The organism is Pelagibius sp., from assembly GCF_965249265.1.
GTDB lineage: Bacteria > Pseudomonadota > Alphaproteobacteria > Kiloniellales > Kiloniellaceae > Pelagibius.
In genome coordinates, this window is the sequence record NZ_OZ252224.1 from 4749081 (window position 1) to 4772698 (window position 23618).

A 23618-nucleotide genomic window follows, 5' to 3' on the forward strand; every position below is an offset into this window, starting at 1 on the left:
AGACTTCAAGCTGATCCGCCTTAGCCGAAGTGTTCCTTGAACAAACCGATGCATTGGCGAAAGCCGGCCTCGAAGTCGCCATTGCCGGGGTGGTAGACGCCCTCAAAGGAAATCACCCCGTCGTAGCCGTCCCCGCGCAGGGCATCGGCTATGGGCTGAAACAGCGGCGCCAACTGTCCCTCGCCCATCTTGCGCACCTCCAGAGTGGCACGGGGGGTGTCGACCTGAACGTCCTTGATGTGAACATGGCCCAGATAGCCGTCCCGCACTTCCTCGTAACCGTCGGGATAGGCCAACTCGTGGCACCAGCAATTGTTGGCCGGGTCCCAAAGCACCTTCAGGGCGTCTTTGGCATCCAGGTCGTCGATCAGCTTCCGGGCCGTGTAGTTTGAGTTCACCATGGTGCCGTTGCCGGTCTCGACCACCAGGGTCATCCCCTCCGCCTTGGCCAGTTCGACCGCCGGTGCGATCAGGGGTGGCAGCGTGTCCCAGGCGCCTTTGGCGACGTTCCACTGTTCGGCCCCATTGCGGCCCCAGAGAATCTGCTCCTTCTTCGAGGTCATGATGCGGACCAGCGGCGAGCCGAGTTCATGAGCCATATCAATGACGCGCTTCAGGGCCTCCATGTGTTTTCGGTGCAGATCGTCACCCGGCCGGTTGGCCGTGGTCATGCCCGCGAAGATGTGGCGCGACAGACAGGAAACCGGCTTGTTGTGCCGCTCCAACAGATCTTTGATCTTCGCAATCTCTTCTTTGGAATGACTGCCGACTTCGTTGTCCCAGACATACTGCAGTTCGGCGTAGTCCAGGCCGAATTCATCCATCACTGTCAGGGTATGTGCCAGGTCACGGCTGATGCCGTCGCAGATAACACCCAGTTTCATTCTCTGATCCCCTTCAAGGCTGCGCCGCCGTGCGGAACAGAACTAACTGCCGTTGAAAAGTCTGCCCAATCCGGGCCGTGACGGGTCGAGGCCGGCAAGCGTCAGCATTTGCCACGCCAAGGCCAGATTGCTCGACAGCACCGGACGCCCGATACGCGCCTCCGCCTCTTCGACGATACCGGCGACCCGCAGATTCGTGCAGGCCACGAAAACTGCATCGCAATCGCCCTGGCCGGAAACGGTTTCGATGGCCGCGAGGATGGAGCCTTCGGTGATGCGGGCCACGCGCCGGTCGTCGCCTTCCTTGAACGATCCGAAGCCGACGATTGCACAGCCGTTGTCCTCCAGCATCGCGCGCATCTTCGCCGAAACCTCGGCGACATAGGGAGTCACAAAGCCGATGCGCCGCGCCCCGAGTGCACGGCAAGCCGCGATCGCGGCGCTGATTGGTTCGGCCACCAGCGCATCCGGCCACACCCGATGAATGGCGCGTGCCACGCCCTCGGGCCCGATCACGGCGGCCGCCGAGGTGCAGCCATAACCGATCACATCGAAGTCGAGAGAGATGGGAAACAGTTCGGCAGCCGCCGGCAGATCCTCTTCCATCTTGGCCAGGGTCTCCGACGAAACCTGCGGCGGCATGGGAATGCGGCTGTGATAGAGCGCGACACCGGGCCGCTTCATCAGCTGAACCATCTCGTGCTCGATGGTCTCGTCGGTCTGCAGCACGATCAAACCGAGGTTTGCCAGCGTTCCGATGCCCCCGTCGGTCTGATAGCGAAGCTGCATCCCGGCCCTCTACCCGATGATCGGGAGTTCAGGCGCCGCCCGTTCGGACAGCAGGGTCGGCGCGCCGTCCCGCACGACGATGTTTTCTTCGTGCACCATGATCTTCCCCGCGCCATAGCTGAGCGAAGGTTCCAGCGTCATCACCATGTTTTCCTGAAGGACGGTCCGGTCGAAAGCGGCGTTGGACGGCCACTCGGTCAGTTGCATGCCCAGGCCATGGCCCAGCCGCCCGACATCGCCCCCCTGATTGTTGTGGGCCTGATCGTCAAACTGCGCGATCACTGATTGCATGGCCTGGAATAAATCAGCGGCGGCGACACCGGGCCGCGCCGCCTTCAGGCCGGCCTCGGTCGCCGCATAGAGAACTTCATGGGCACGGCGCGCCTCGTCCTCGGCGGCACCAATGGCGAAGTTGCGGTCGAAGTCGCAGAAGTAGCCGTCGAAGACCGAACCGGTGTCCAGCATCAGCACATCGCCGATCTGAAGCGGGCGCGGCGACGGCGGCGAGATCACATCGGAATATCCGCCCCGACCGGCACCGCCCACGAGATAGGGCACATCGTCGGCGCCCTGGGTCAGACATTCGATCTTGAAAGCCCTGAAGGCCTCGGTCAGCGGTTGACCGGCGTGGAACAACCCATCCGCCGCGGCAAAAGTTCGCGAGGCAACGGCGCAGATATGCCCGATCTTCTCGATCTCCGCTTCGGACTTCACCATCCGCAGACTCTTCACCAGCGCGGTCGCGTCTCGGATCGTCAGACCGGGCAGGTGTTCCAGAAGCCGCTCGAAATCGCCCAGAGGCATTCGCAGATGGGTCTCATGCCCCTTCAGCATCCCCACCGCCGCACCTTTTTCGGCATAGGGTTCCAGCAGTTCCCGCAGCAAAGAGAGGCCGTCGTCGGCCGGGCTGGGAGCGGACCAGGTCCGGATGTCCCGCACCCAGGTCCGGCGCATCAGATCGGCACCGATTTCCGGGATCACCGCAACCGGCGCCCCCGTCTTCGGCAGGAAGAGAAACCAGGGCCGCGTCGGGCTCTGCCAGAACAAGGTGTGGAAGCCGCTGAAATAGCGGATCTCCGGCTCCGTGGTCAGAAGAACACCGCCAAGGCCCTCTTCGGCCATCAAGGCCTGGGCCCTGTCCAGCCGCCGCTCGAATTCGGCCTGCTCGAAGCCGCGGGCCGGGGCCGCGTCAGGCATGTTCCAGGGCCTGCATCATCTCGGCATGAACCGCCGCATCCGTGATCCCTTCGGAACCGATGACCATGACAACCGACTCGTTGTCCAGCTTCAGTGCCTCCCGCAGACTACGGCTGCGGGCCGCCATGATGGCAGCGGCCAGCCCGGCGACCGCGGACTCCCCTGCCTCGATAACCGGATCACCCGCGCCGGGGGACGCCAGCAGGCGCAGCGTCGGCGCCACCACCGCATCGGGAATGGTGACGAAATCCTCGGCCTCTTCGCGCAGGATGGCCCAGGCCATGCCCGAGGGCTCCCCACAGGAGAGGCCCGCCATGACGGTTTCTTCCTGGATCTGCACAGCCGTCGCTTCATCGGCCTTGGCGCTTTCAAAAAGACAGGCCGCCCGATCCGGTTCGACGATAACCACGCGCGGACTGGCGTCGCCCCAGTGTTGGCGAAAGGCCGCGCAGATGGCGGCCGCCATGCCGCCGACTCCGCCCTGCAGAAAGACATGGCTCGGGGCCCGGTCCAGCGCTTCGGTGATCTCGCCGACCAGAACGCCGTAGCCCGCCATGACGTCGCGCGGCGGCTCCGAGTAGCCTTCCCAGGAGGTGTCGGAGACCACGAACCAGCCATTGGCCTCGGCCTCCTCGCGCGCCAGGCGCACGGAGTCGTCGTAGTCGCCGTCGATGCGGACGACATGCGCCCCCAGATCGCGCATCGCCGCGGCCCGCCCCTCGCTTACCTCGGCATGGATATAGATGCGGCAGGGCGCCCCGAACCGCTGGCAGCCCCAGGCCAGCGAGCGGCCGTGGTTGCCGTCGGTCGCCGAGACCAGCGTTATCAGGGCGGCTTCCTCAGCAAAGCAGCCCTCGCGAATATCCCGCAGGGTGACAGCAGAGGTCCGCCCCTTGGCCGCCAGCGCCTTTCCAATCTCATGCTGCAGGACCCTGAGCGCGGCATAGGCGCCACCCAGGGCCTTGAAGCTGCCCAGACCGAAGCGGGGGCCTTCGTCTTTATAAAGAACACCGCCAAGACCCAGGCTCGCCGCCAGACCATTCAAATGGAGCAGTGGTGTGGCTGCATAGCCCTGCCAGGCCCTGATCTCGGCCGCCGCATCGCCGAAGGCCGCGGGCGGCAAGACCGTCCGATAAGCATCGCCGCGATGGGGCGTGAAACCAAAGTGGTCAAGCTTAGCCTGGTCGAAACTGGCGAGCATCTCGTCTCTCTCTGCACGGCGAAAGGTCTTCCGGCGGCGACAAGCGGCAGGCAAAGGGTTCTGCCCGCTGAGCCACCACAGTCATCCTAAGTCATAGTTACAAACCGAGCCCAAACAATTGTGCGGCCGGCGCTACCTTGGGGCGCAGCGGTCATGTTCCGCTCGCCTGGCCGCTTCCGGCATCGATCCCAATGCACGATCCCCACGGTTACGATACCGCGCTGCGCATGTAAGATGACCCGGTTGGGATGTCTTCGGGTAGAGTCTCTTCGGGTGGTCTGGCGGTTAGTTGGGAATGGCCCTTATCCACGCCGCCCTATGCGGAGAGACTGTAAACACCGGAGCTGGAATTGAATTCTGTGAACGGCTGTGTCCGACGTCTTTACCTCTGACCGCAAGTTGGCCCCCTACTGGTGGGATCGCAGCCCAAGGCCGGAGTTGGCCGAAGTCGCCTTCCCCGAAACCGTGGACGTGGCCATTGTGGGATCGGGCTATACGGGCCTCAGCGCCGCCCTGGTCGTCGCACGCGCGGGCCGTTCCACGCTCGTCCTGGATGCCGAGCACGCCGGCTGGGGCTGCAGCACCCGCAACGGCGGGCAGATCAGCACCTCCATAAAGCCGGATCACGAGACCTTGGCCCGTCGCCACGGCGGCGAAGCGGCATCGGCGATCATTCGGGAAGGGCAGAGCGCGCTGGCCTGGATCGGCGACTTCATCGCCGGCGAGGGAATCGACTGCGACTTCAAGGTCCCCGGCCGCTTTCATGCGGCGCACTCTCCCCGGCAGTATGAGCGACTCGCAAGGGCCATCGCCAGCCAACCGAAGGGACTGGCCGTGCCGGCCCATGTCGTGCCCCGTGACGAGCAACGCCGGGAGATCGGCAGCGATGCCTATTTCGGCGGCGTCGTCTTCGAGAAGCATGCCTGCCTGGATCCGGGCCGCTTTCACCAGGGCCTGCTCGAAAGGGTTCTCGGCGCCGGGGCAGCGGTTATGCCCTATTGCCCGGTCACGAGCATCGAAAGCGACGGGACCAGCCACACCCTCATCACCGCGCGCGGTAAAGTGCAGGCCCGCAAAGTGGTGGTCGCCACCAACGGCTATACCAGCGGGCTGTTCCCCTGGCAGCGCCGCCGCGTCATTCCGATCGGCAGCTACATGATCGCGACCGAGCCACTGGCGAAAGACGTCATGGACCAGGTGATGCCGACCGACCGCATCGTCAGTGACAGCCGCCGCGTGGTCTACTACTACCGCCCCTCGCCGGACCGTCGCCGCATTCTCTTCGGCGGCCGGGTCACCAGCGGCGAGACCGATCCCCTGCGCAGCGGCGCCCTGCTTCACCGGGATCTGGTACGGCTGTTTCCGGAACTCTCGGCGACCCGTGTCAGTCACTCCTGGATGGGCTTCGTCGCCTATACCTTCGATACCCTTGCCCACCTTGGCCGCCACAAGGGCGTCTACTACGCCATGGGCTATTGCGGCTCCGGTGTCTCCATGGCCGCCTATCTGGGGACCCGGGTGGGACAGAAAGTGCTTGGCCTGCCCGAGGGTCGCACCGCGCTTGACGACATCCCGTTCCAGACCCGCCCGCTTTACAGCGGCAGGCCCTGGTTCCTCGCCGCGCCGGTGGCCTTCTACCGTGTCTGCGACAGGCTCGGTCTCTGAACCCGCTCTAGACGGCGTCCTGAAGAATCAGGTCGCCGGCCTTCTCGCCGGTCATGATCGCCGGGGCATTGATGTTGCCCGACGTCAGGGTCGGAAAGATGGAGGCATCGGCGATTCGCAGCGCTTCGGCCCCATGAACCCGTAAGGCGGGATCGACAACGCAGGTCTTGCTGTCCGGCCCCATGCGGCAGGTTCCTGCCGGGTGATAGACGGTGACGCTCTCCTTGCGGGCGTAGGCAAGCAGGCTGGCATCGTCGTCCCCTTGCGGGCCGGTCTGCGCCTCTCCCGCAATCACGCGGCGCAGCGCCGGTGTTTCCGCAAGCTTCCGCAGGAAGCGGAGCCCCTCGACAACCTCCTGCCGGTCATGCTCGGTGGAGAGGTAGTTGGGCTGTATCTCCGGCGCCTCTGCAGGGTCCGGTGACTTGAGCCGCAGAAAGCCGCGGCTGGTCGGCCGACAGGGTGAGAAGCTGAGGTGGAAGGCGGCATAGGGGTCGGGGTTCATCAGCGGGCGCGTACCCGGCGGCGCCTTCAGATAGCTGAGCGGCGAGAAATAGAGTTGCAGGTTGGGGCGGTCGAGGTCGGGCCGGCTGCGGATGAAGCCGCCGGCGTGGTTGAGGCTGAGCGCCAGGGGGCCCCGTCGCTGCGTTACGTATCTCACGCCGGCCCAAAGCTTGCCCCACCAGGGATAGAGCTGATTGTTCAGGGTCGGCACCTTGCTTCGGTAGATGATCCCGAGATCCAGGTGATCCTGAAGGTGATGACCGACGGCCGGGCTGTCCATCACCGGTTCGATGCCAAGGCCTTTCAGTTCCCCCGCCGGCCCGATACCGGAGAGCAGCAGCAGCTTGGGCGTGTTCACGGCGCCGGCTGAGAGAATGACCTCTGCGGTCGCGCGTGCGTTTCGACGCTGACCTTTGCAGAGATACTCGATACCGACGGCACGCCGCCCCTCGAAGAGGATGCGCCGGGCCTCCGCCCCGGTTTCGATGTGCAGATTGGCGCGCCCGCGCGCCGGCCAGAGATAGGCGCGCGCGGCGGACATGCGCATCCCGTTTTTCACGGTGATGTGGTAGGTGCCGACGCCTTCCTGCCCGGCGCCGTTGAAGTCCGCATTACGGAACAGTCCGGCCTGCTTGCAAGCGCTCAGGAAATCCTCGCAGGTCGGATGCAGGTCGCGCGACGGGGCCATGACGTGCAAGGGGCCGGCGCCGCCGTGATGCGCGCTTTCACCCCAGGCGTGGCACTCCATGCGTTTGTAAAGCGGCAGGACATCCTGCCAGCCCCAGCCGGGGTTGCCCGCGGCGCGCCAGTCCTCATAGTCCTCGGCCTGACCGCGGATGAAGACCATGGCGTTGATCGAGCTGGAGCCGCCGAGCACCTTGCCCCGGGGCCAGTAGCTCGTCCGTGCGCCGAAACCGGGAACCGGCTCGGTCACATACATCCAATTGACCTGGGGATCGTAGAACGACCGGCCGTAGCCGATAGGCACCTGAACCCAGAAGCGGCGGTCGTCCGGCCCAGCTTCGAGAAGCAGAACCCTGTGACGACCGCTTTCGCTCAGACGGGCGGCCAGCGCAGAGCCCGCCGATCCGGCGCCGACGATGATGTAGTCATAGCTCTCGGTTTCAGGACTTGTCATGCTTGCAGACTATCCGCCGGATTTGTCCCGCTGGACCAGGATAGACAATAGGGCAAGCAAGCCCGAGCCGACCATCAGGAAAAAGGAAACCGCATTCAAAACCGGTGTCGAGCCGACCTTCGCCATGCGGTCGAACATGGTGATGGTCAGGGGCGCTTCGGAGCCGACAAGGAACAGGGTGGTGTTGAAGTTTTCGAAAGAAACGAGAAAGGCGACGATGCCGCCGGCAATCATGGCCGGGCGCAGAAAGGGCAGCGTAATCGTCGTCAGCACCCGCGCACGGCTGGCCCCCAGATTGAGCGCCGCTTCCTCCATCGCCGCATCGAACTTTTTCAGCCGCGCGATGATCACGAGGGAGGTGATGGTGGTCACGAAGGAGAATTGGCCGAGGACGACCAGCAGAATACCGGGGCGCAGAAACTCCAGCTCGATGCCGTAGCGGTCCTCCAGTCCATTGGCAACGGTGCTGGCGAGCACCAGGATCGAGATGCCGAGAATGACCCCGGGAATGACCAGGGGGACGATCATCACGATATAGAAGAAGTTCTTCGCCGGAAACTCGCGGCGCACGAAGAGGAAGGCGTTGCAGGTGCCGGCGGCAACCGACAGGGCCGCGACCGCACAGGCGATGATGAAGGAGTAGTAGAGGCCCCGCAGCAGCCGCCGGTCGTGGAACATCCCGAGCTGAGGCTCGGTATCGTTGAAGAACCAGTTCAGGGTGAAGCCCTGCCAGGGCAGGGCCGGGAACAGGGAGTCGTTGAAGGCGAAGGTTCCGGCGGAAACCAGGGGGGCGGCCAGGAAGATGAAGAAGGCCAGCACATAAACCCGGTACCCGATCAGGAAAGCCCAGTTGTTGCCGTTTTTCATCATGACGCTGCCCTCAACTCCGCGCGATAGTGCCGGCGAGGGTTTGGCGCGAAAGCTTCAGGCCAAGCCAGACAACGAAGGAAGTAAAGGCTAGCAGGAGGAAACCGAAGGCGGCGCCGGATTCCCAGTTGTAGCGGGTGATGAACTGTTCATAGATGGTCTCGGTGAACCAGCTTGAGTTCTTGCCGCCGAGCAGGATCGGCGTCAGGTAGCTGCCGGCGGTCAGCATGAAGACGATGATGCAGCCCGAGACGATGCCCGGCATCGCATAGGGAATGATGATTCGGCGCAGCACCGTCCAGCCGTTGCCGCCGAGGTTGTAGCCCGCCTCGATCATCGCATCGTCCATGCCGTCGAGGGTGGAGACCAGCGGCACGATCATGAACAGGATGACCGTGTAGACCAGCCCGATGACAACGGTGACGTCGTTGTAGAGCAGCTCGACCGGCGCGTTTAGAAGCCCGATGGTCTGCAGCATCGAGGAGACGACACCGGTTTCGCGCAGCAGCAGGATCCAGCCGAAGGCGCGGATAAGATCGCTGACCCAGAGCGGCACGAGGCAAAGCAGAAAGAGGGCGCCGCGCGTCCGCCAGCCGGCGACCTTGGCGATGTAATAGGCGATGGGAAAACCGGCCAGCAAGGCCAGGGCGGTCACCAGCAGCGACATGGAGCCCGTGCGCAGCAGGGTGTTCCAGTAGATCGGCTCCTGCAGGAACTCGATGAAGTTGCCGAACCCGAATTCATAGACCCGCGGCGCCACCTTCTCCCGCAGGGCCAGCACGCCCATACCGATGTGCGGCAGGACGATGAGCAGCAGAATCCACAGCGCAAAAGGCATGAACAGCAGGATCAGCGAAAGCCGCTTGATGTCGCTCTGGGACATTACCGGTCGGCCCGGGCGGCAAAGCAGAGCGCCTGGTCGGGCGACCAGGTCAGGATCACCGTCTCGCCGGGCTGCACGTCGTCCGCACTGCCGGTCAGGGTGACATCGGCTTCGATCAATTCACCGCTGCCGGTACGGACCAGAACCCGGCTGTTGGCGCCGTTGAAGAGCAAGCTGTCCACAACACCTTCCAGGTGATTGTGGTTCGCAGCGGGCGCGGCGCCGCCCTTGCCGGTGCGGATGAATTCAGGACGGACGAAGACCTCGACCGTGTCGCCGGTTTGCGGAGACTGCCCGCTGCCCGCTGTGCAGACCAGGCCGAGGCCCGCCGCCGTTTCAACCCTGATGCCGCCGCCGGCCGCCTCCAGGACCCGGCCTTTCCAGCGGTTGGCATCACCGACAAAGCCGGCGACGAAAGCACTGGCGGGATTGTGGTAGAGCTGCTGGGGAGAGCCGATCTGCTCGAACTTGCCGTGGTTCATCACGGCCACGTTGTCGGACATCACCAGCGCTTCCGACTGATCGTGGGTGATGTAGACGAAGGTAGTGTTGAACTGATGCTGAAGCAGTTTCAGCTCGATCTTCATGGCCTCACGCAGCTTCAGGTCAAGAGCGCCGAGCGGCTCGTCCAACAGCAGTACATCGGGGTCGAGCACCATGCAGCGGGCAATGGCGATGCGTTGTTTCTGGCCGCCGGAAAGCTGGTGGATCTCGCGCTCGCCCACATCCGGCAGGGCGATGCGTTCCAGCACGCGCTTTACCTTCTGCTCGATCTCGGCCCTGCCGGCGCCGTTGCAGCGCAGGCCGTAGGCGATGTTCTCGTAGACGTTCATCATCGGGAAAAGCGCCAGATGCTGGAAGACCATCTTCACGTTGCGCTTGTTCGGCGGCGTGTTGAGGACCGAGGCTCCCTTGATCTTGACGTCCCCGGCCGTGGGATCCTCGAGACCGGCGATCATCCGCATCAGGGTCGTCTTGCCGCAGCCCGAAGGGCCCAGGATCGAAAAGAAGGAGCCGCTTGGGATCTTGAAGGAAACTTCATCGACCGCGCGCAGGCGTCCGAAGTTCTTCGAGACGCCGGTGCATTCAAGGTCGTAGTCGTGGGAAGCGTTCATGCAATTGCCCGTCGGGGAGTAAAGGACCCCGGGAAGGAGAGACGCGGCCCCTGGTCAGAAACCTGACGGCTTAGACCAGGGACAGCGTCTCTGCGAACCGAACTGCCGGATCAGCCGCCGGTGGCAGCCTTGATCTTCTCGAGGGCCTTGCCCTCCATGTCTTCGACACCCGGCGGGATGTTCGCGAAGAACTGCAGGTTCGCGATGTCCTCGTCGGAGAAGGCAGCCGCGAAGGCCGCTTTCTTGTCGTCAGGCAGCAGTTCCTTGCTACCCTTCACCGCGGCGGCGCTGCCGGTGCTGGCGGACATCAGCTTCACGATCTCCGGCTGCAGCACGAAGTTGATCCACTTGTAGGCCGCATCATCGGCCTTGCCCTTGCGGGGCAGGGTGAAGGTGTCGATCCAGGCGAGAGCACCGGTCTCGGGCGGTACGAAGACGATGTTGGGATTCTGGTTGTAGAGCCGGTAGGCCGTGGAATCCCAGGTCTCGGAAGCGATCACTTCGCCGGAAAGTATCAGGGCGGAAAGGTCGTCCCCGCCTTTCCAATAGGTCTTGATGTTGTCTTTGCAGGCGATCAGCTTGTCGACAACCTTGTCGAGAATGGCCTGATATTTGTCGAGATCCGCATAGGCCGCGAAGGGATCCTCACCCATGGCAAAGGCCGTGCCCAGCAGAATGGTGCGCTTCAGGCGCATCGAGGTCTTGCCGGCGTACTTCGGATCGCAGAGATCGCCCCAGCCCTTGACGTCCGGCGCCTTGGTCTTGTCGGCCATCAGGCCGGAGGTGCCCCACTGGTGCGGTACGGAATAAACCTCGCCGTCGATCGTGGTGTTGGCCTTCACGCCGTCCAGCAGCTTGGACTGCATGACCGAGGTGTCGATCTTCGACAGGTCCATGGGCTTGTAGATATTGTATTCGAGCTGCGCTGCATAGATGCGGTCGTGGCTCGGCTGTGCCAGGTCATAACCGGCGCCGCCCGTCGCCCGCAGCTTCGCGATCATCTCTTCATTGTTGGAGAAGGTCACCTCGACATCGATGTCCGGGTACTTCTCCTCGAACAACTTGACGACTTCCTCCGGCGCGTAGGACCCCCAGGTCAGAAGCCGCAGCGTTTCGGCCTGAGCCGTCGTTGCCCCCATGAGGGCCCCCGTGAGAATGGTGGCAGCCATCAAGGCTGCGGTCAGTTTTCTGCTTGGCATTCAAGCCTCCCTTATTGGCCGGCCGCCCGAGCAGACAACCGGCAATTTGATGCCCGAGCCTAAAACGATAATGGACTGCAAAATATATCCATTGCCGATATTGGATCAGACCAATTTTCCTGCCAGTTCCGGCAGATGGCGCAGCTTGTCCACGCCGCGCCGGATTTCGTCCGGCGTAACCCCTCCGAAACCGAGAACCAGCCCTTTACGATCGATCGGCGCGGCGCTGTAGCTCGACAATGCCGCGAGCACGATGCCGCGCTGGCGGGCCGCGGTAACGATCGCCTCTTCATCGGCGCCATCGGGCAGAAAGCCGACGGTATGGAAGCCGCTGGCCGTCGGGCGGACATCGATCCTGTCGGTAAGGTCCGCAGCCGCCTCGATCAGGGCGTCGTGCCGGGCTTTGTAAGCCTGGCGCATGAGCCGGATGTGGGTCGAGAAGAGGCCCTCATTCATGAAATCCGCGACGATGGCCTGGGGCGCCGTCGGCACGCCGCTCAGCCAGGCCGCGCTGATCTCCGCAAAAGTGTCCTCCAGACCGCGCGGCGCCAGTACGAAACCCAGCCTGAGAGAAGGAAACAGCGACTTGGAGAAGGTGCCGACGTAGATCACCCGCTCCTGGGTATCGATGCTCTTCAGCGGCGGCTGCGGCTGGTCGCCGTAATAGAACTCCCCATCATAGTCATCCTCGACGATCAGGGCATCGGCATCCTCCGCCGCGCCCAGCAGAGCGAGGCGTCGGGAAAGGCTCATTACCATGCCCAAGGGCTGTTGATGGGAGGGCGTCACAAAGGCGAGACGGAAGTGCGGCGCCTTGCGCAGGCCGTCGCTAACGCTCAGGCCTTCGCCGTCGACCTCCACCGGCACGATATGGGCGCCGCCGGCGACGAAGGCATTGCGCGCGCCGATCGCACCGGGGTTTTCGAACCAGACATGGTCGCCGGGATTGAGCAGGAGGGTGGCGATCAGGGAAAAGGCCTGCTGGGCCCCGGATACGATAAAGATCTGCTGTGGATCGCACTTGATACCGCGCGCGGCGTTCAGATGGGTTGCAATCGCCTCCCTCAGGGGCTGGTAGCCGGAAGGATGGCCGTATCCCATCACATCCTCGCGGCCGGCCCGCCAGTGCCGCGCCGAAAGCCGTGCCCAATGGGCCATCGGAAACAGGTCCAGGGCCGGCAGCGCGGTAATGAACGCCTGGGACTTATGGGGCAACCAGGACCTCGGTGCGAGGTCACGCTGGGCATGACGCGCGGCACGGGAGAGATGATGGTCGGCGGGCTTGCTGTCAGCCGGGCGCGTTACCGCGGCTGCAGCTCGCTGGCCGGCCAGCGCTTCGCTGACGAAAGTGCCGGCCCCCACCCGGGCTTCCAGCAAACCCTCCGCTGTGAGCCGCTCCACCGCATCGATGACGGTGGTGCGCGAGACGCCGATTTCCTTTGCCAGGGTTCGCGTCGCGGGCAGCCGCTCGCCCGGATTCACGCCGCCGGTCAGCAGGATCTCCTTCAGGCCCATGTAGAGCTGGACGCTGATCTTTCGCCGCGCGTCGCGGTCGATCCGTATCGATGACAACAGCGCCCCGGCGTTTGTCTTCATCACTGCTTCCTCAGAATTGGCCTATAGAACGAACGAAAATGGACCTTAAATCAAGGCCAATTCAGTTTATCGTGGCGAATCTGTGATGCCTTTTTTAGGAAACGGCGCCTTTGGCCGCCGGCCGGGACAACTATGGAAATCGTCAGCGTCGAAACCTTCACGGACGAATTCGTCTGCTTCCTGCGGGTCCGCACCGGGGACGGCGAAGAGGGTTGGGGCCAGGTCGCGCCCTACAACGCTGACATCACCGCGCAGGTCGTACATCGGCAAGTGGCGCCCTATGCCCTGGGCGAGAGCGCCGCGAACATCGACTACCTCGTCGACATCATTCCCGAGAGAGAGCACAAGTTCCCCGGCGCCTATCTCAGGCGCGCTATCGGCGGCCTGGACACCGCGCTCTGGGATCTGCGCGGCAAGCGCGAAGGCAAAGCGGTCTGCGAACTGATCGGCGGCACGCCGGGGCCGCTGCGCGCCTACGGCTCCTCCATGAAGCGGGATATCACGCCGGCGCAGGAGGCGGACCGCCTGAAGGATCTGCGCGACCGCCTGGGGTTCGATGCCTTCAAGTTCCGTATCGGCGCCGAATGCGGCCGCGACGTTGACGAGTGGCCCGGCCGCACGGAGGAAATCGTGCCGACCATGCGCCGGGCAATGGGCGACGGCGTGGCCCTGCTGGTCGATGCCAATTCAGGCTTCTCGCCGGCGCGAGCCATAGAGGTCGGACATCTGCTGCAGGACAACGGCGTTTCGCACTACGAAGAGCCCTGTCCCTATTGGGAATACGAGCAGACCAAACAGGTGACCGAGGCCCTGGACATCGACGTCACGGGGGGCGAGCAGGACTGCTCGCTGGTCGACTGGCGGCGCATGATCAAGGGGTCTGTGGTCGACATCGTCCAGCCGGACATCTGCTACCTGGGCGGCCTGACACGCACCCTGCGGGTCGCGAAGATGGCCGAGAAGGCAGGTGTCCCGGTCACCCCCCACAGCGCCAACCTGTCGATGGTGACGCTTTTCACCATGCATCTGCTGCGCGCCATCCCCAATGCCGGCAAATATCTGGAGCTCTCCATCGAGGGCGCCGACTACTATCCCTGGCAGCAGGACCTTTTCGTCGAATCGCCCTACGAGGTCACGGCCGGAAAGGTCACAGTGAGCGACCGGCCGGGTTGGGGGGTCACCGTCAACCCGGACTGGCTCGCCAGATCCACTTACAGCATCAGCGCCTTGGAAGGTTGATCCGATGAAGAACCAAAAGGACCTGATTGACCGGGCACTGTCGGGCGATCCCTTTCCCGGCCTGCCGCAGGGCCACTTTATCGACGGGGCATTTTGCGCGGCCGCCGCCGGGCGCAGCATGGAGAGCCTGGACCCCGGCCGTGCCGAGGCTTTCGCCGCCTTTGCCCGCGGCGATGCCGCCGATGTGGATGCCGCCGTGGCCTCTGCCCGCCAGGCTTTCGAGACCCAGTGGCGCGATATGCCCGCGGCCGAGCGTGGACGCCTGCTCCAACGTGCTGCCGAACTGATCCGCGAAAACGCAGAAAGGCTGGCGGTGGTCGAATGCCTCGACAGCGGCAAACCGATCGGCGAGGCGCGAGGCGACGTACAGGGCGCCGCCCGCGCCTTCGAATACTATGCCGGCGCCTGCGACAAGCTGCAGGGCGACACCTTTCCCATCGGCCCCGCCTATCTCGGCTACAGCCTGCAGGAGCCGGTCGGCGTGGCGGCCCAGATCATTCCCTGGAACTTCCCGATCTCCACAGCGGCCAGGGGTATCGCCCCGGCGCTGGCGGCCGGCTGCACGGTAGTCGCCAAGCCCGCCGAGCAGACCCCCTTCACGGCGCTGTTGCTGGCGGAAATCCTCAAGGAAGCCGGCCTGCCTGACGGCGTCTGCAACGTGGTGACCGGCACCGGCGCCGAAGCCGGCGCGCCGCTGGCCGCCCACGACGGGATCGATCACATCACCTTCACCGGTTCGGTCGCCAGCGGCACGGCCGTCATGAAGGCGGCCGCGGAGAACGTGACCCGTGTCGTCTTGGAGCTGGGCGGCAAGTCCCCGGTAATCGTCCTCGGCGACTGCGACCGCGAAGCCGCGCTCGACGGCGTGATGGGAGCGATCTTCGAGAACGCGGGACAGATCTGCTCCGCCGGCTCCCGCCTGATCGTCGAGCGCAGCTTGCACGACGGTTTCGTCGAGGCGCTCTGCCGGCGCACCGAAAAGCTGACACTGGGGCACGGCCTCAGAGATCCCCAACTCGGCCCCGTGAATTCGGCCGAACAGCTCGCCCGTATTGCCGGCTTCATCGAGCGCGCCCGGGAAAGGGGCATTGAGGTGGCCACCGGCGGCGCCGAGACGACGGATCCGGAAACCGGCAAGGGGTGGTTCTTTCAGCCGACCATTGCCGCTGCCGACAGTCCGAACGACGAACTGGTGCAGGAGGAGATCTTCGGCCCCGTGTTGACAGTGCAGATCGCCGAAGACCCGGAACACGCGCTCACTCTTGCCAACAACAGCCAATACGCCCTGGTGGCCGGCGTCTATACCGGCAACTTCGCACACGCCCACCGCATGGCGCAGCGCCTGGATGCCGGGCAAATCTACATCAACGAGTACTTCGCCGGCGGCATCGAAGTGCCCTTCGGCGGCAACAAAAAATCGGGCTTCGGCCGTGAGAAGGGCCTGGAGGGCCTGCTGAGCTATTGCCGCACCAAGGCCGTCGCTGCCCGCATCTAGCGGCCGCACCGGTCCAGACGATTTCCTAAAGTCGCGCTGGCTGTGAGGTCCTTCGCGCTATGGCACTGTCGGCAATCACGACTCTTTCGACGTGCCTTCGACACTGAATACAGGTTGCGAATACAGGCTGCTATATTCTCGCACCTGCTGCCAGCTTCTGCCTTTTGCGGAAGCCTGACGCGTTGTTGCCCGCCGTGAGTTCCTGCCAACGACGCACAAGGTAGTTGTGTTCATCCATAATGGAGTTCCAGACGCCGATGTTGGCGAAACGCTGCCAGTACGACCCGCCGTTGCGGGACTCGCCGGCGCGCACGACGACCTTGCCATCCGGCCCCAGGAGATCGCAGGCGGCGACCTTGCCCATGTACCAGTAGTCCCATTCGTCGTCCGAAAGGTATTCACGAATCCGCTCCGGTGCCGAAAAGTAGTATCCCTGCCGCGCCATCATTGCGCCGGCCCAGCCCGACATCCACCAATTGAGGTAGTCGTAGACCACGTCAAGCGTCCGCCCTTCCGCGCGTGAAGAGATGCACATGCCGCCCTGCCAGGCCCGGTACCCCTGCTTTGGCGCGGCGTAGCGGACCGGAATGCCGCGTCCCTTGAGCCCCATCACGCTGGGCGACCACATGCTTTCTATCGCAACATCGCGCCGCGCCATCAGCTCGTCGGCTTCGGCGAAGGAATTCCAGAATGCCTTGAAGTATCCGGCCTTCTTTCTCTCCAGCAGGATATCGATCAGGCAGTCGATTTCCTGCAGCGTCATGTTTCCTATGTCGTTGAACGCCATCAGGCCCTGGGCTTCGGCGGCAAGCGCGGCATCGATGACGCCGATCGCCGGGTCGTTGACCAGGGCGACCTTGCCACGCCAGCGCTCGTCCAGCAGCCAGCCCCAACTCTCCGTCTCATAGGGAGTGCCGGCCGCCACCTCTTCCAGGTTATAGCCGAAGCTGTCGACGTTGTGGGCGGCCGGCAGCATGCTGATCTTGCCGGCGGGTGACGGCCCGAGCCCGCGTCCCGGATGGACATACAGCCGGTTCACCGGATTATCGCCATGCCCGAAGCGCGCTTCCGGGGTCAACCGCCCTTCCTTGGCCAGGGTATTGACCTCGTTCCAGGAATCGATGCGGCTGATGTCGATGGGTTGTATGGCACCGGACAGCCATAGCAACTCGACACTGTGAAACCACTGATCGTAAACGTCGTAGCAATCCGGCCGCATCACCCCTTTGGCCTGCGCCGTCACGCCATCAAGGGCCTCGTATTCCAATACGATACCAAGATCTTTTTCGGCCTTTTGCCTGACCGGCTCGATCAAGGTCACGCCGGTCCCCAGCACCCGCAGGACCGGCTTCCCCAAGGTGTGGACGCTCGGGGCCGCCGGCTTGCGCTTTTGGCGCGGCTTTACCACCCGCCCATCTTCTCAGAGGGCGCGGAACCTCGATCGTCGTGGGTTACCGCCGGCATCTTCAAACCTTTCGCCTGAGCACGTAAGACCCGCTCTCATGCAACAGGGCCTGCCAGTCCGGTTCAATAACAATCGTCGTGGTGACCTCCTCGATCACCGCCGGGCCGGCGACTTCGTCCCCGGCGCCGAGTTTCTCGCCGTCGTAAACCGGACAGTCGACAGCCTTGCCATCGCTGGAAAAGATCATCGGCCGCTGAGACTTCAGGGCGCCTTCAGCACCGCTGCCGGCCCCCAGGCGGGGCGGGTTCGGCTTCGCGACACGGCCGTAAATCGTGCTTTCGATGTTCACCACCTCCACCGCATTGTGGCGTTCGGAATAAGTGTAGAGCTGCTCGTGGCGCTGGTGAAAAGCCTCCTTCACCTGATCGGCGGTTCCGGCGGCGATATCGAAATTGCCGATATCGACGGTGCATTCATGGACCTGGCCGACGTAACGCATATCCATGCTGCGCCTGACATCGATGTTGTCACGCGCGAAGCCATCGGCCTCCAGATGCGCGATCCCCTGTTCTTCAATCTCGGAGAAGAGGCGGTTCAGCTGTGCGAAAGCCTCCTCGCCCTCGAAGCGCAGGGGTGCCGAGGCCATGTAGTTGTACTTCACATCGGAGATGACCTGGCCGAAGGCGCAGAGACCCGAGGCAAGCTTGGGCACCAGAACACTGTCGGTCCCCATCTCGCGGGCCAGGGCCGTGATGTGGGCAGCCCCCGCCCCGCCGGCTGCGACAAGCACGAAGTCCCGCGGATCGAAGCCGCGTTCCACCGACACCCGGCGAATGCCGTTGACCATGTTGTTGTTCACGATGGTGAAGATACCATAGGCGGCCTTCTCCACGGAAATCCCGAGAGGATCGGCAATACGCTGCTTTATCGCGGCATAGGCCTTGTCGCGATCCAGGGCCATGCGCCCGCCCAGCAGCGCACCGGGGTTGACGTATCCCAGGACGATGTTGGCGTCGGTGACCGTCGGCTCCGTTCCGCCCTGGCCGTAGCAAACGGGGCCCGGATCGGCGCCGGCGCTCTGCGGGCCGACCTGCAGCAGCCCCATGTCATCGATCCAGCCGATCGAGCCGCCGCCGGCCCCCAGGGTTTCCACCTGAATCATCGGCACCCCGATGCGGTAGCGCAGAAAATCGATGTTCTTGTTGAGGTTGGTATTGCCGTCCTTGGTGAGCGTTATGTCGAAGGAGGTCCCACCCATGTCAACGGTGATCACATTCTTCTGCTCGAAGGGATCGGAGACGAAAAGGCCAGCCTGCGGCGCCGAGGCGGGACCGGAGTTGATGGCATAGACCGAGCGGTCCGTCATCGCGCCACCGATGGCAAGCCCGCCGTTCGATTGGAAGTAACGCACCGGGTACTTGGCACCGTGATCCGCGAAATAACGGTCCACTGAGTCCACGTAGCGCTTCAGGGTCGGCCCGAGATAGGCGTTGGTCACTGCCGTCGAGGTGCGCGTGTATTCGCGCACCTGGGGATAGAGTTCACTGCCCACCGTCAGAAAGGCACCCGGCATCATCTCGCGAACGATCTCCGCCGCACGCCGCTCATGTGCCGGGTTGAGGACCGACCACAGCAGGGATATGGCCACCGCCTCCACCCCCTCTTCCAGGAAAAAGGTACAGGCCGCCCTTACATCTTCCTCGACGAGCGCGGTCCTGACGCTGCCGTTCGACAGCACCCGCTCCTGAACGCCGCGGCGCAGATAGCGCGGCACCAGCATCTGCGCCGGCGGATACTCGGCATCATAGCGATAGCCGTCTTCCTTATGACCGAGCCGGATCTCCAAAGAGTCCTCATGCCCCGCCGTGCAGATAAGGCCCGTTTTCGCACCCTTGTGCTGGATCAGGGCGTTCAGACCGACGGTCGTGCCGTTGATGCAGAGATCGCATTCGGAAATGATCTCTTCCTGCTTCAGGCCAAGGCCTTCGGCCATCAGCGACAACCCGTTCTCAATCGCCTTTGTCGGATCCTCAGGCGTGGACAGAGTTTTGAAAAGGCTGACATTTCCGGCATCCCCGGCCAGCACGAAGTCCGTGAACGTGCCGCCCGCGTCGACGCCCAGACGATACTTAGTACGCATAACCAAAACCTCCCCTTACCGGACACCGCCGCAGGCCTTGATCCCTGCCCGCCTGTCGTTTCGTGACTCCGCAGCACGCCATCACTGCGCCGCCGCCTGATCGGCCCGAAGACTGTCGGTCGCCACCTGATCGATCTCGAGTCCTTCCGCATCCTTGATAACGACGCCGTAATCGCGGCGCGCGCCTTCGATCGACACCAGACGGTTCTTCACGTCGTGCAGGACCTTCTCGACAGGCCGTTCGAAGGGATTGCCGTAGCCGCCGCCGCCCGGGTTCATGTTCGCCGCCCGCTCGCCGGGATTGATCGTCTCGATAACGTTGGTCTTGATCAGATCCACCCGATCTTCGCGGCTGATCTCGATGCGCCCGACCTTGGGTTCGACCATCTCGGACTTCGCGCCCGCCGCGCCGACCGCGGGAATGCGCCGCCCCTCGCCGAAGGTTATGAAGGTCATCGGTTTGTCGATCGGCTCGACCTCCCAACAGGTGCCGGAGCCGCCGCGGTATTTGCCCGCCCCGCCGGAATCGGTCATCAGGCTGTAGCGGTGAATGATGATGGGATAGGAGTATTCGAGCAGCTCGACATCGCCTGAGGTCAGCGCACCGAAGCAGCACTCCGGACCGCAGGCGTGCCAGCCGTCCTGCTGCGGCGTCGCACCGGCCCCGGAGATGATGGAGGCCAGCACCATGGTGACGTATTCCTCGTCGTGGCGGGTATCCCAACCGGCGATGTTACAGCCATTGGCATGCCCCCAGGAGGCCGAGACGAGATCCGGCACCGCCTGCTCGAAAGCCAGGCGAACCGCATCGGTCAGGGTTTCCATCGGGGTCGTCGTACAGTTCATATGGGGCGCCGGTTCCTTCGCGTTGCAAAGGGTGCCCTTGGGGCCCATGTCGACGGACACGCAGCGGTAAAGACCCTCGTTGTAGGGCGGCGGCAACTGGGCGAACATCATGACGCCCAGATAGACGCCTGAGTAGGAATTGCCCTCGTAGGAGTTGATGAAGTAGGGCACCTGCGGCGGGCTGCCGATCTTGATGTGGCAGCTGTCGTCGGCAATGGTCACCGTCGCCGTGATCTCCATATCGCCGAGGCCATGTCCGGCGTCCTCGACAATGGCCGAGCCACTGTAGACCCCGTCCGGCACCTTTTTCATCAGGCTGCGCATCTGGCGGTCGGCCATGCCCATCAACTCGTCGATGCAGGCACGCACCTCCTCCAGGCCGTACTTGTCCAGCAGAGCGATGAGATTGCGCTCACCGACCTGGACGGCACCCAGTTGAGCATTGAAGTCGCCTTCCTGATCGCGGCGCGCGCGCATGTTCGTCAGAATCATGTTCATGACGTCATAGCGCTTCTCCCCCTTGTCGAAGATCTTGACCGGCGGTATCCGCAGGCCCTCGGCATAGAGTTCCTTCGCATCGGGGTTATAGCCGGCGGGCACCGGGCCGCCGATGTCGGTGAGATGGCCCTTGCAGACCGTCCAGAAGACCAGTTCGCCCTGGTAGAACACCGGCTTGTACATGCAGGTGTCGATCATGTGCGATCCCATATAGGCCGGATCGTTGTGCAGCAGCACGTCGCCGGGATGGATATCGTCACCGAAATAGCCGGCAACGCACTTCATCGCCGGGATCAGGGAGCCGAGATGAATGGGGATGTCCTGGCCCTGCATGATCATTTCCGGAACGTGATTGAAGATCGCGTTGGAATAGTCGTGCGCCAGATTAAAGACGCTGGACCTTGCGGTGTTCTCCAGCGCCACAGTCATCTCGCGCTGGGTTGTCTCCAAAACGCCACGAACCACTGAGAGTGTAATGGGGTCGACTTTCTTCGCCATGGTCTTGCTCCTGAAAGTTCCTGCCGGCGCGCAAACTGCCGCCGGGTCTTACGCCGCGTCGGTTTTTCGATCGAGATCGCCTGCCAGTTCATTGAAGGCGGAGAGCGAGTCGGCAATCTCCGCCTTTGCGATGTCCCGGACGATGAAGACAATGCGCGAGCGCCTGTCGCCGTCCGGCCAGTCCTTCATATGCACAGGGGCGTGCACGACGTGCTGCACACCATGAATCACCACCGGCGTCGCCACCCCGGCGACGTTCAGTATGCCCTTCACCCGCAGGACGTCTTCGCCCCTGCTTTGCAACAGCATGGTCAGCCAGATGCCGAAGGCGGTCCAATCCATCGGCCTGTCGAAGGTCAAGGCGAAGGCGGTGATCCGCCGGTCATGACGGTTGACGTCGTGATGATGCGGTTTGCCATGATGATCGCCGGCATCATGCCGGCTCGCCTCAAGCCAGAGTTCCACTTCCCGCAGTTTGTGGTTTTCGTCATGAACATCCTGGGCCAGCAGCAGCGCAGGATCGACCGGGCCGCCGGCCGCTTCGATAACCGGCACCATGGGGTTGATCCGCCTGATCGCTTTTCGGGCTTTTCTCACGCCGCCCGGCTTGGCCAGATCGGTCTTGGTCAGCACGATCCGGTCGGCGACCGCAATCTGCTTGACCGATTCCGGTTGCCGGCGCAGATGCAGCAGAGCGTTCACCGCATCGACCGTTGCAATGACATTGCCGAGACGGAAGTGATGACGGATCACGGATTCGGAAGTGATGGTCGAGAGGATCGGCGCCGGATCGGCCAGGCCCGTGGTCTCGATCACAAGGCGTCGAAAGGCCGGAATCTCACCACGCTCCCGGCGGGAGTAGAGATCGCGGATCGCATCTTTCAGATCGCCCCTGATGGTGCAGCAGATGCAACCGCTCTGCAGCAACAGGGTGTTCTCGTCGATTTCCTCAAGCAGGTGGTGGTCCAGGCCGACCTCGCCGAACTCGTTGATCAATACGGCCGTGTCGGCAAAGGCTTCGGAGGTCAGCAGGCGCTGCAGCAAGGTGGTTTTCCCGCTGCCCAGAAAGCCGGTGATGATGTTGACCGGAATGGGATCGGGCGCGCCAGCCATCCCTCAGCCTCCCGCCGTCCGGGTGCGAAGGCGCGCCAGAACCGCCGGATCCATCGGATCGAGCGGGCGGCCGATCATCTGTTCCGCCGCCGGCCAGACCGCCATCAGGTTGTCGACGATTTCGGTTTTGCCGGTGCGGCTGCTCAGGATGAACGACTGCCCCTGCCAGTCATCGAGGCGCAGGGCAAAAATCTCCAGAATCTCGTTGATCAGCTTCACCCGGTGAAAGCGTTCCTGCCGCCGCGGTCTGACGGCGCCCTGGCCGCCAAAAGTTTCCGGGCTGGCCGACATGTCGGTCCAGTGATCTTCTCCCAGAAGTCCGCATAGGCTGCACATGGCTAAGGTTGCCTTCCCGCTTGGTGATCTTGCCTGCGGCGGCCGGAGAAGCCGAAGCGTCTCCGGCCGCCGCAGGCGGACAGTGCGCTACTTCTTTTTGCCTTTGCCTTTTGTCGCCGCCTTGGCGCGCCGCTTGCGCGGAGAGCGGCGGGCGAAGTCGTCGGCGATCTCGTCGAAGGTCAGGAACTTGACCCCCGGATGCTGGACGATGTGGTTGTAGAGACGCTCCAGCATCATCAGAACCTGCGGGCGGCCCGACACATCCGGATGAATGGTCATGGTGAAGACACCGTAGTCCATTTCGCGATAGACCCAGTCGAACTGGTCACGCCACATCTCCTCAAGGTGGCGCGGATTGACGAAGCCGTGGCTGTTCGGCGCCTTCTTGATGAACATCATCGGCGGCAGATCGTCGAGATACCAGTTCGCGGGAATCTCGATGAGGTCGGTCTCCGTACCGCGGACCAGCGGCTTCATCCATTCCTTGGGCTGTTTCGAATAGTCGATCTTCGTCCAGCTATCACCGACCCTCACATAGTAGGGCGTGAAGTCGTTATGCATCAGGCTGTGGTCGTACTTGATGCCCTTCTTCAGCAACAGTTCATTACTGACGGGGCTGAACTCCCACCAGGGCGCCACATAGCCGGTGGGGCGCTTGCCGGAGAGCTTGGTAATCAAGTCAATGCTCTTGTCCATGACCGCTTCTTCCTGTTCCGGCGTCATGGCGATGGGGTTTTCATGCGAGTAACCGTGCATCCCGACCTCATGCCCGGCCTGCACCACAGCCTTCATCTGCTTGGGGAAGGTCTCCACCGAGTGACCCGGAATAAACCAGGTGGTCTTGATGTTCAGGCGGTCGAAAAGCTCAAGCAGACGCATGGAGCCGACCTCGCCCGAGAACATCCCCCGGGAGATGTCATCGGGGGAGTCCTCGCCCGCGTAAGATCCGAGCCACCCGGCGACTGCATCGACGTCGATACCGAACGCGCAGAGAATTTCCTTAGCCATCTATA

General features: G+C 63.4%; 19 protein-coding genes. 3 read left to right on the plus strand and 16 right to left on the minus strand.

Features of this window, described 5'->3' with window-relative positions:
* Nucleotides 1-20: 20 nt before the first annotated feature.
* The 4 genes from ACP146_RS22160 to ACP146_RS22175 are packed head-to-tail and all read right to left on the minus strand — an operon-like array spanning nt 21 to nt 4071.
* Nucleotides 21-884, minus strand: a complete 864-nt coding sequence (locus ACP146_RS22160) for a sugar phosphate isomerase/epimerase family protein (protein ID WP_422368928.1) — start codon at nt 882-884, stop codon at nt 21-23.
* 42 nt (nt 885-926) lie between these two features.
* Nucleotides 927-1673, minus strand: a complete 747-nt coding sequence (locus ACP146_RS22165) for a maleate cis-trans isomerase family protein (protein WP_422368929.1) — start codon at nt 1671-1673, stop codon at nt 927-929.
* 9 nt (nt 1674-1682) lie between these two features.
* The gene (locus ACP146_RS22170; RefSeq protein WP_422368930.1) at nt 1683-2870 is read right to left on the minus strand and encodes a M24 family metallopeptidase; all 1188 of its coding nucleotides are present in this window, start codon (nt 2868-2870) and stop codon (nt 1683-1685) included.
* Entirely contained in the window at nt 2863-4071 is a 1209-nt protein-coding gene (locus tag ACP146_RS22175; RefSeq protein ID WP_422368931.1) for a diaminopropionate ammonia-lyase, read from the minus strand. The genes ACP146_RS22170 and ACP146_RS22175 overlap by 8 nt, the downstream gene beginning before the upstream one ends.
* Before the next feature lie 369 nt (nt 4072-4440).
* On the opposite strand from ACP146_RS22175, the gene ACP146_RS22180 reads away from it, so the two are divergent.
* Entirely contained in the window at nt 4441-5736 is a 1296-nt protein-coding gene (locus tag ACP146_RS22180; RefSeq protein ID WP_422368932.1) for an NAD(P)/FAD-dependent oxidoreductase, read from the plus strand.
* A gap of 7 nt (nt 5737-5743) precedes the next feature.
* Here the strand turns inward: ACP146_RS22180 and ACP146_RS22185 are convergent, their stop codons facing one another.
* The 6 genes from ACP146_RS22185 to ACP146_RS22210 all read right to left on the minus strand — a co-directional run bounded on the left by ACP146_RS22185 (nt 5744) and on the right by ACP146_RS22210 (nt 13035).
* Nucleotides 5744-7375: a GMC family oxidoreductase gene (locus ACP146_RS22185; RefSeq protein WP_422368933.1), complete on the minus strand. Its 1632-nt coding sequence runs from the start codon at nt 7373-7375 to the stop codon at nt 5744-5746.
* A gap of 9 nt (nt 7376-7384) precedes the next feature.
* Nucleotides 7385-8245 carry an ABC transporter permease gene (locus ACP146_RS22190; protein ID WP_422368934.1) on the minus strand — a complete coding sequence of 287 codons (861 nt, stop codon included), beginning with the start codon at nt 8243-8245 and terminating at the stop codon, nt 7385-7387.
* Nucleotides 8246-8255: 10 nt separating this feature from the next.
* Nucleotides 8256-9125, minus strand: a complete 870-nt coding sequence (locus tag ACP146_RS22195) for an ABC transporter permease (protein WP_422368935.1) — start codon at nt 9123-9125, stop codon at nt 8256-8258.
* A complete protein-coding gene (locus ACP146_RS22200; protein WP_422368936.1) occupies nt 9125-10240 on the minus strand; it encodes an ABC transporter ATP-binding protein in 1116 nt (371 codons plus the stop codon). The genes ACP146_RS22195 and ACP146_RS22200 overlap by 1 nt, the downstream gene beginning before the upstream one ends.
* 110 nt (nt 10241-10350) lie before the next feature.
* Nucleotides 10351-11439 carry an extracellular solute-binding protein gene (locus ACP146_RS22205; RefSeq protein WP_422368937.1) on the minus strand — a complete coding sequence of 363 codons (1089 nt, stop codon included), beginning with the start codon at nt 11437-11439 and terminating at the stop codon, nt 10351-10353.
* A 105-nt stretch (nt 11440-11544) separates the two neighbouring features.
* Nucleotides 11545-13035 carry a PLP-dependent aminotransferase family protein gene (locus ACP146_RS22210; RefSeq protein ID WP_422368938.1) on the minus strand — a complete coding sequence of 497 codons (1491 nt, stop codon included), beginning with the start codon at nt 13033-13035 and terminating at the stop codon, nt 11545-11547.
* A gap of 132 nt (nt 13036-13167) precedes the next feature.
* On the opposite strand from ACP146_RS22210, the gene ACP146_RS22215 reads away from it, so the two are divergent.
* Complete coding sequence (locus ACP146_RS22215) at nt 13168-14274, plus strand: mandelate racemase/muconate lactonizing enzyme family protein (RefSeq protein WP_422368939.1); 1107 nt, start codon at nt 13168-13170, stop codon at nt 14272-14274.
* 4 nt (nt 14275-14278) lie between these two features.
* Nucleotides 14279-15769 carry an aldehyde dehydrogenase family protein gene (locus ACP146_RS22220; RefSeq protein WP_422368940.1) on the plus strand — a complete coding sequence of 497 codons (1491 nt, stop codon included), beginning with the start codon at nt 14279-14281 and terminating at the stop codon, nt 15767-15769.
* Nucleotides 15770-15899: 130 nt separating this feature from the next.
* On the opposite strand, the gene ACP146_RS22225 is transcribed toward ACP146_RS22220, so the two are convergent.
* The 6 genes from ACP146_RS22225 to ACP146_RS22250 form a co-directional block, all read right to left on the minus strand.
* On the minus strand, nt 15900-17177 hold the full coding sequence (locus tag ACP146_RS22225) for an ABC transporter substrate-binding protein (RefSeq protein ID WP_422368941.1): 1278 nt from the start codon (nt 17175-17177) through the stop codon (nt 15900-15902).
* 58 nt (nt 17178-17235) lie between these two features.
* The gene (locus tag ACP146_RS22230) at nt 17236-19314 is read right to left on the minus strand and encodes a hydantoinase/oxoprolinase family protein (protein ID WP_422368942.1); all 2079 of its coding nucleotides are present in this window, start codon (nt 19312-19314) and stop codon (nt 17236-17238) included.
* Between the two features lie 81 nt (nt 19315-19395).
* Entirely contained in the window at nt 19396-21156 is a 1761-nt protein-coding gene (locus tag ACP146_RS22235; protein WP_422368943.1) for a hydantoinase B/oxoprolinase family protein, read from the minus strand.
* Nucleotides 21157-21204: 48 nt separating this feature from the next.
* Entirely contained in the window at nt 21205-22269 is a 1065-nt protein-coding gene (locus ACP146_RS22240; RefSeq protein WP_422368944.1) for a CobW family GTP-binding protein, read from the minus strand.
* 3 nt (nt 22270-22272) lie between these two features.
* The gene (locus ACP146_RS22245; protein ID WP_422368945.1) at nt 22273-22605 is read right to left on the minus strand and encodes a hypothetical protein; all 333 of its coding nucleotides are present in this window, start codon (nt 22603-22605) and stop codon (nt 22273-22275) included.
* Between the two features lie 87 nt (nt 22606-22692).
* On the minus strand, nt 22693-23613 hold the full coding sequence (locus tag ACP146_RS22250; protein WP_422368946.1) for a polysaccharide deacetylase family protein: 921 nt from the start codon (nt 23611-23613) through the stop codon (nt 22693-22695).
* Between the last annotated feature and the right edge of the window lie 5 nt (nt 23614-23618).

What these genes read in the sequence shown, in the direction of transcription:
- ACP146_RS22160 (WP_422368928.1), bottom strand. Translation starts at nt 884, where the DNA reads ATGAAACTGGGTGTTATCTGCGACGGCATCAGCCGTGACCTGGCACAT.
- ACP146_RS22165 (WP_422368929.1), bottom strand. Translation starts at nt 1,673, where the DNA reads ATGCAGCTTCGCTATCAGACCGACGGGGGCATCGGAACGCTGGCAAAC.
- ACP146_RS22170 (WP_422368930.1), bottom strand. Translation starts at nt 2,870, where the DNA reads ATGCCTGACGCGGCCCCGGCCCGCGGCTTCGAGCAGGCCGAATTCGAG.
- ACP146_RS22175 (WP_422368931.1), bottom strand. Translation starts at nt 4,071, where the DNA reads ATGCTCGCCAGTTTCGACCAGGCTAAGCTTGACCACTTTGGTTTCACG.
- ACP146_RS22185 (WP_422368933.1), bottom strand. Translation starts at nt 7,375, where the DNA reads ATGACAAGTCCTGAAACCGAGAGCTATGACTACATCATCGTCGGCGCC.
- ACP146_RS22190 (WP_422368934.1), bottom strand. Translation starts at nt 8,245, where the DNA reads ATGATGAAAAACGGCAACAACTGGGCTTTCCTGATCGGGTACCGGGTT.
- ACP146_RS22195 (WP_422368935.1), bottom strand. Translation starts at nt 9,125, where the DNA reads ATGTCCCAGAGCGACATCAAGCGGCTTTCGCTGATCCTGCTGTTCATG.
- ACP146_RS22200 (WP_422368936.1), bottom strand. Translation starts at nt 10,240, where the DNA reads ATGAACGCTTCCCACGACTACGACCTTGAATGCACCGGCGTCTCGAAG.
- ACP146_RS22205 (WP_422368937.1), bottom strand. Translation starts at nt 11,439, where the DNA reads ATGCCAAGCAGAAAACTGACCGCAGCCTTGATGGCTGCCACCATTCTC.
- ACP146_RS22210 (WP_422368938.1), bottom strand. Translation starts at nt 13,035, where the DNA reads ATGAAGACAAACGCCGGGGCGCTGTTGTCATCGATACGGATCGACCGC.
- ACP146_RS22215 (WP_422368939.1), top strand. Translation starts at nt 13,168, where the DNA reads ATGGAAATCGTCAGCGTCGAAACCTTCACGGACGAATTCGTCTGCTTC.
- ACP146_RS22220 (WP_422368940.1), top strand. Translation starts at nt 14,279, where the DNA reads ATGAAGAACCAAAAGGACCTGATTGACCGGGCACTGTCGGGCGATCCC.
- ACP146_RS22230 (WP_422368942.1), bottom strand. Translation starts at nt 19,314, where the DNA reads ATGCGTACTAAGTATCGTCTGGGCGTCGACGCGGGCGGCACGTTCACG.
- ACP146_RS22235 (WP_422368943.1), bottom strand. Translation starts at nt 21,156, where the DNA reads ATGGCGAAGAAAGTCGACCCCATTACACTCTCAGTGGTTCGTGGCGTT.
- ACP146_RS22240 (WP_422368944.1), bottom strand. Translation starts at nt 22,269, where the DNA reads ATGGCTGGCGCGCCCGATCCCATTCCGGTCAACATCATCACCGGCTTT.
- ACP146_RS22245 (WP_422368945.1), bottom strand. Translation starts at nt 22,605, where the DNA reads ATGTGCAGCCTATGCGGACTTCTGGGAGAAGATCACTGGACCGACATG.
- ACP146_RS22250 (WP_422368946.1), bottom strand. Translation starts at nt 23,613, where the DNA reads ATGGCTAAGGAAATTCTCTGCGCGTTCGGTATCGACGTCGATGCAGTC.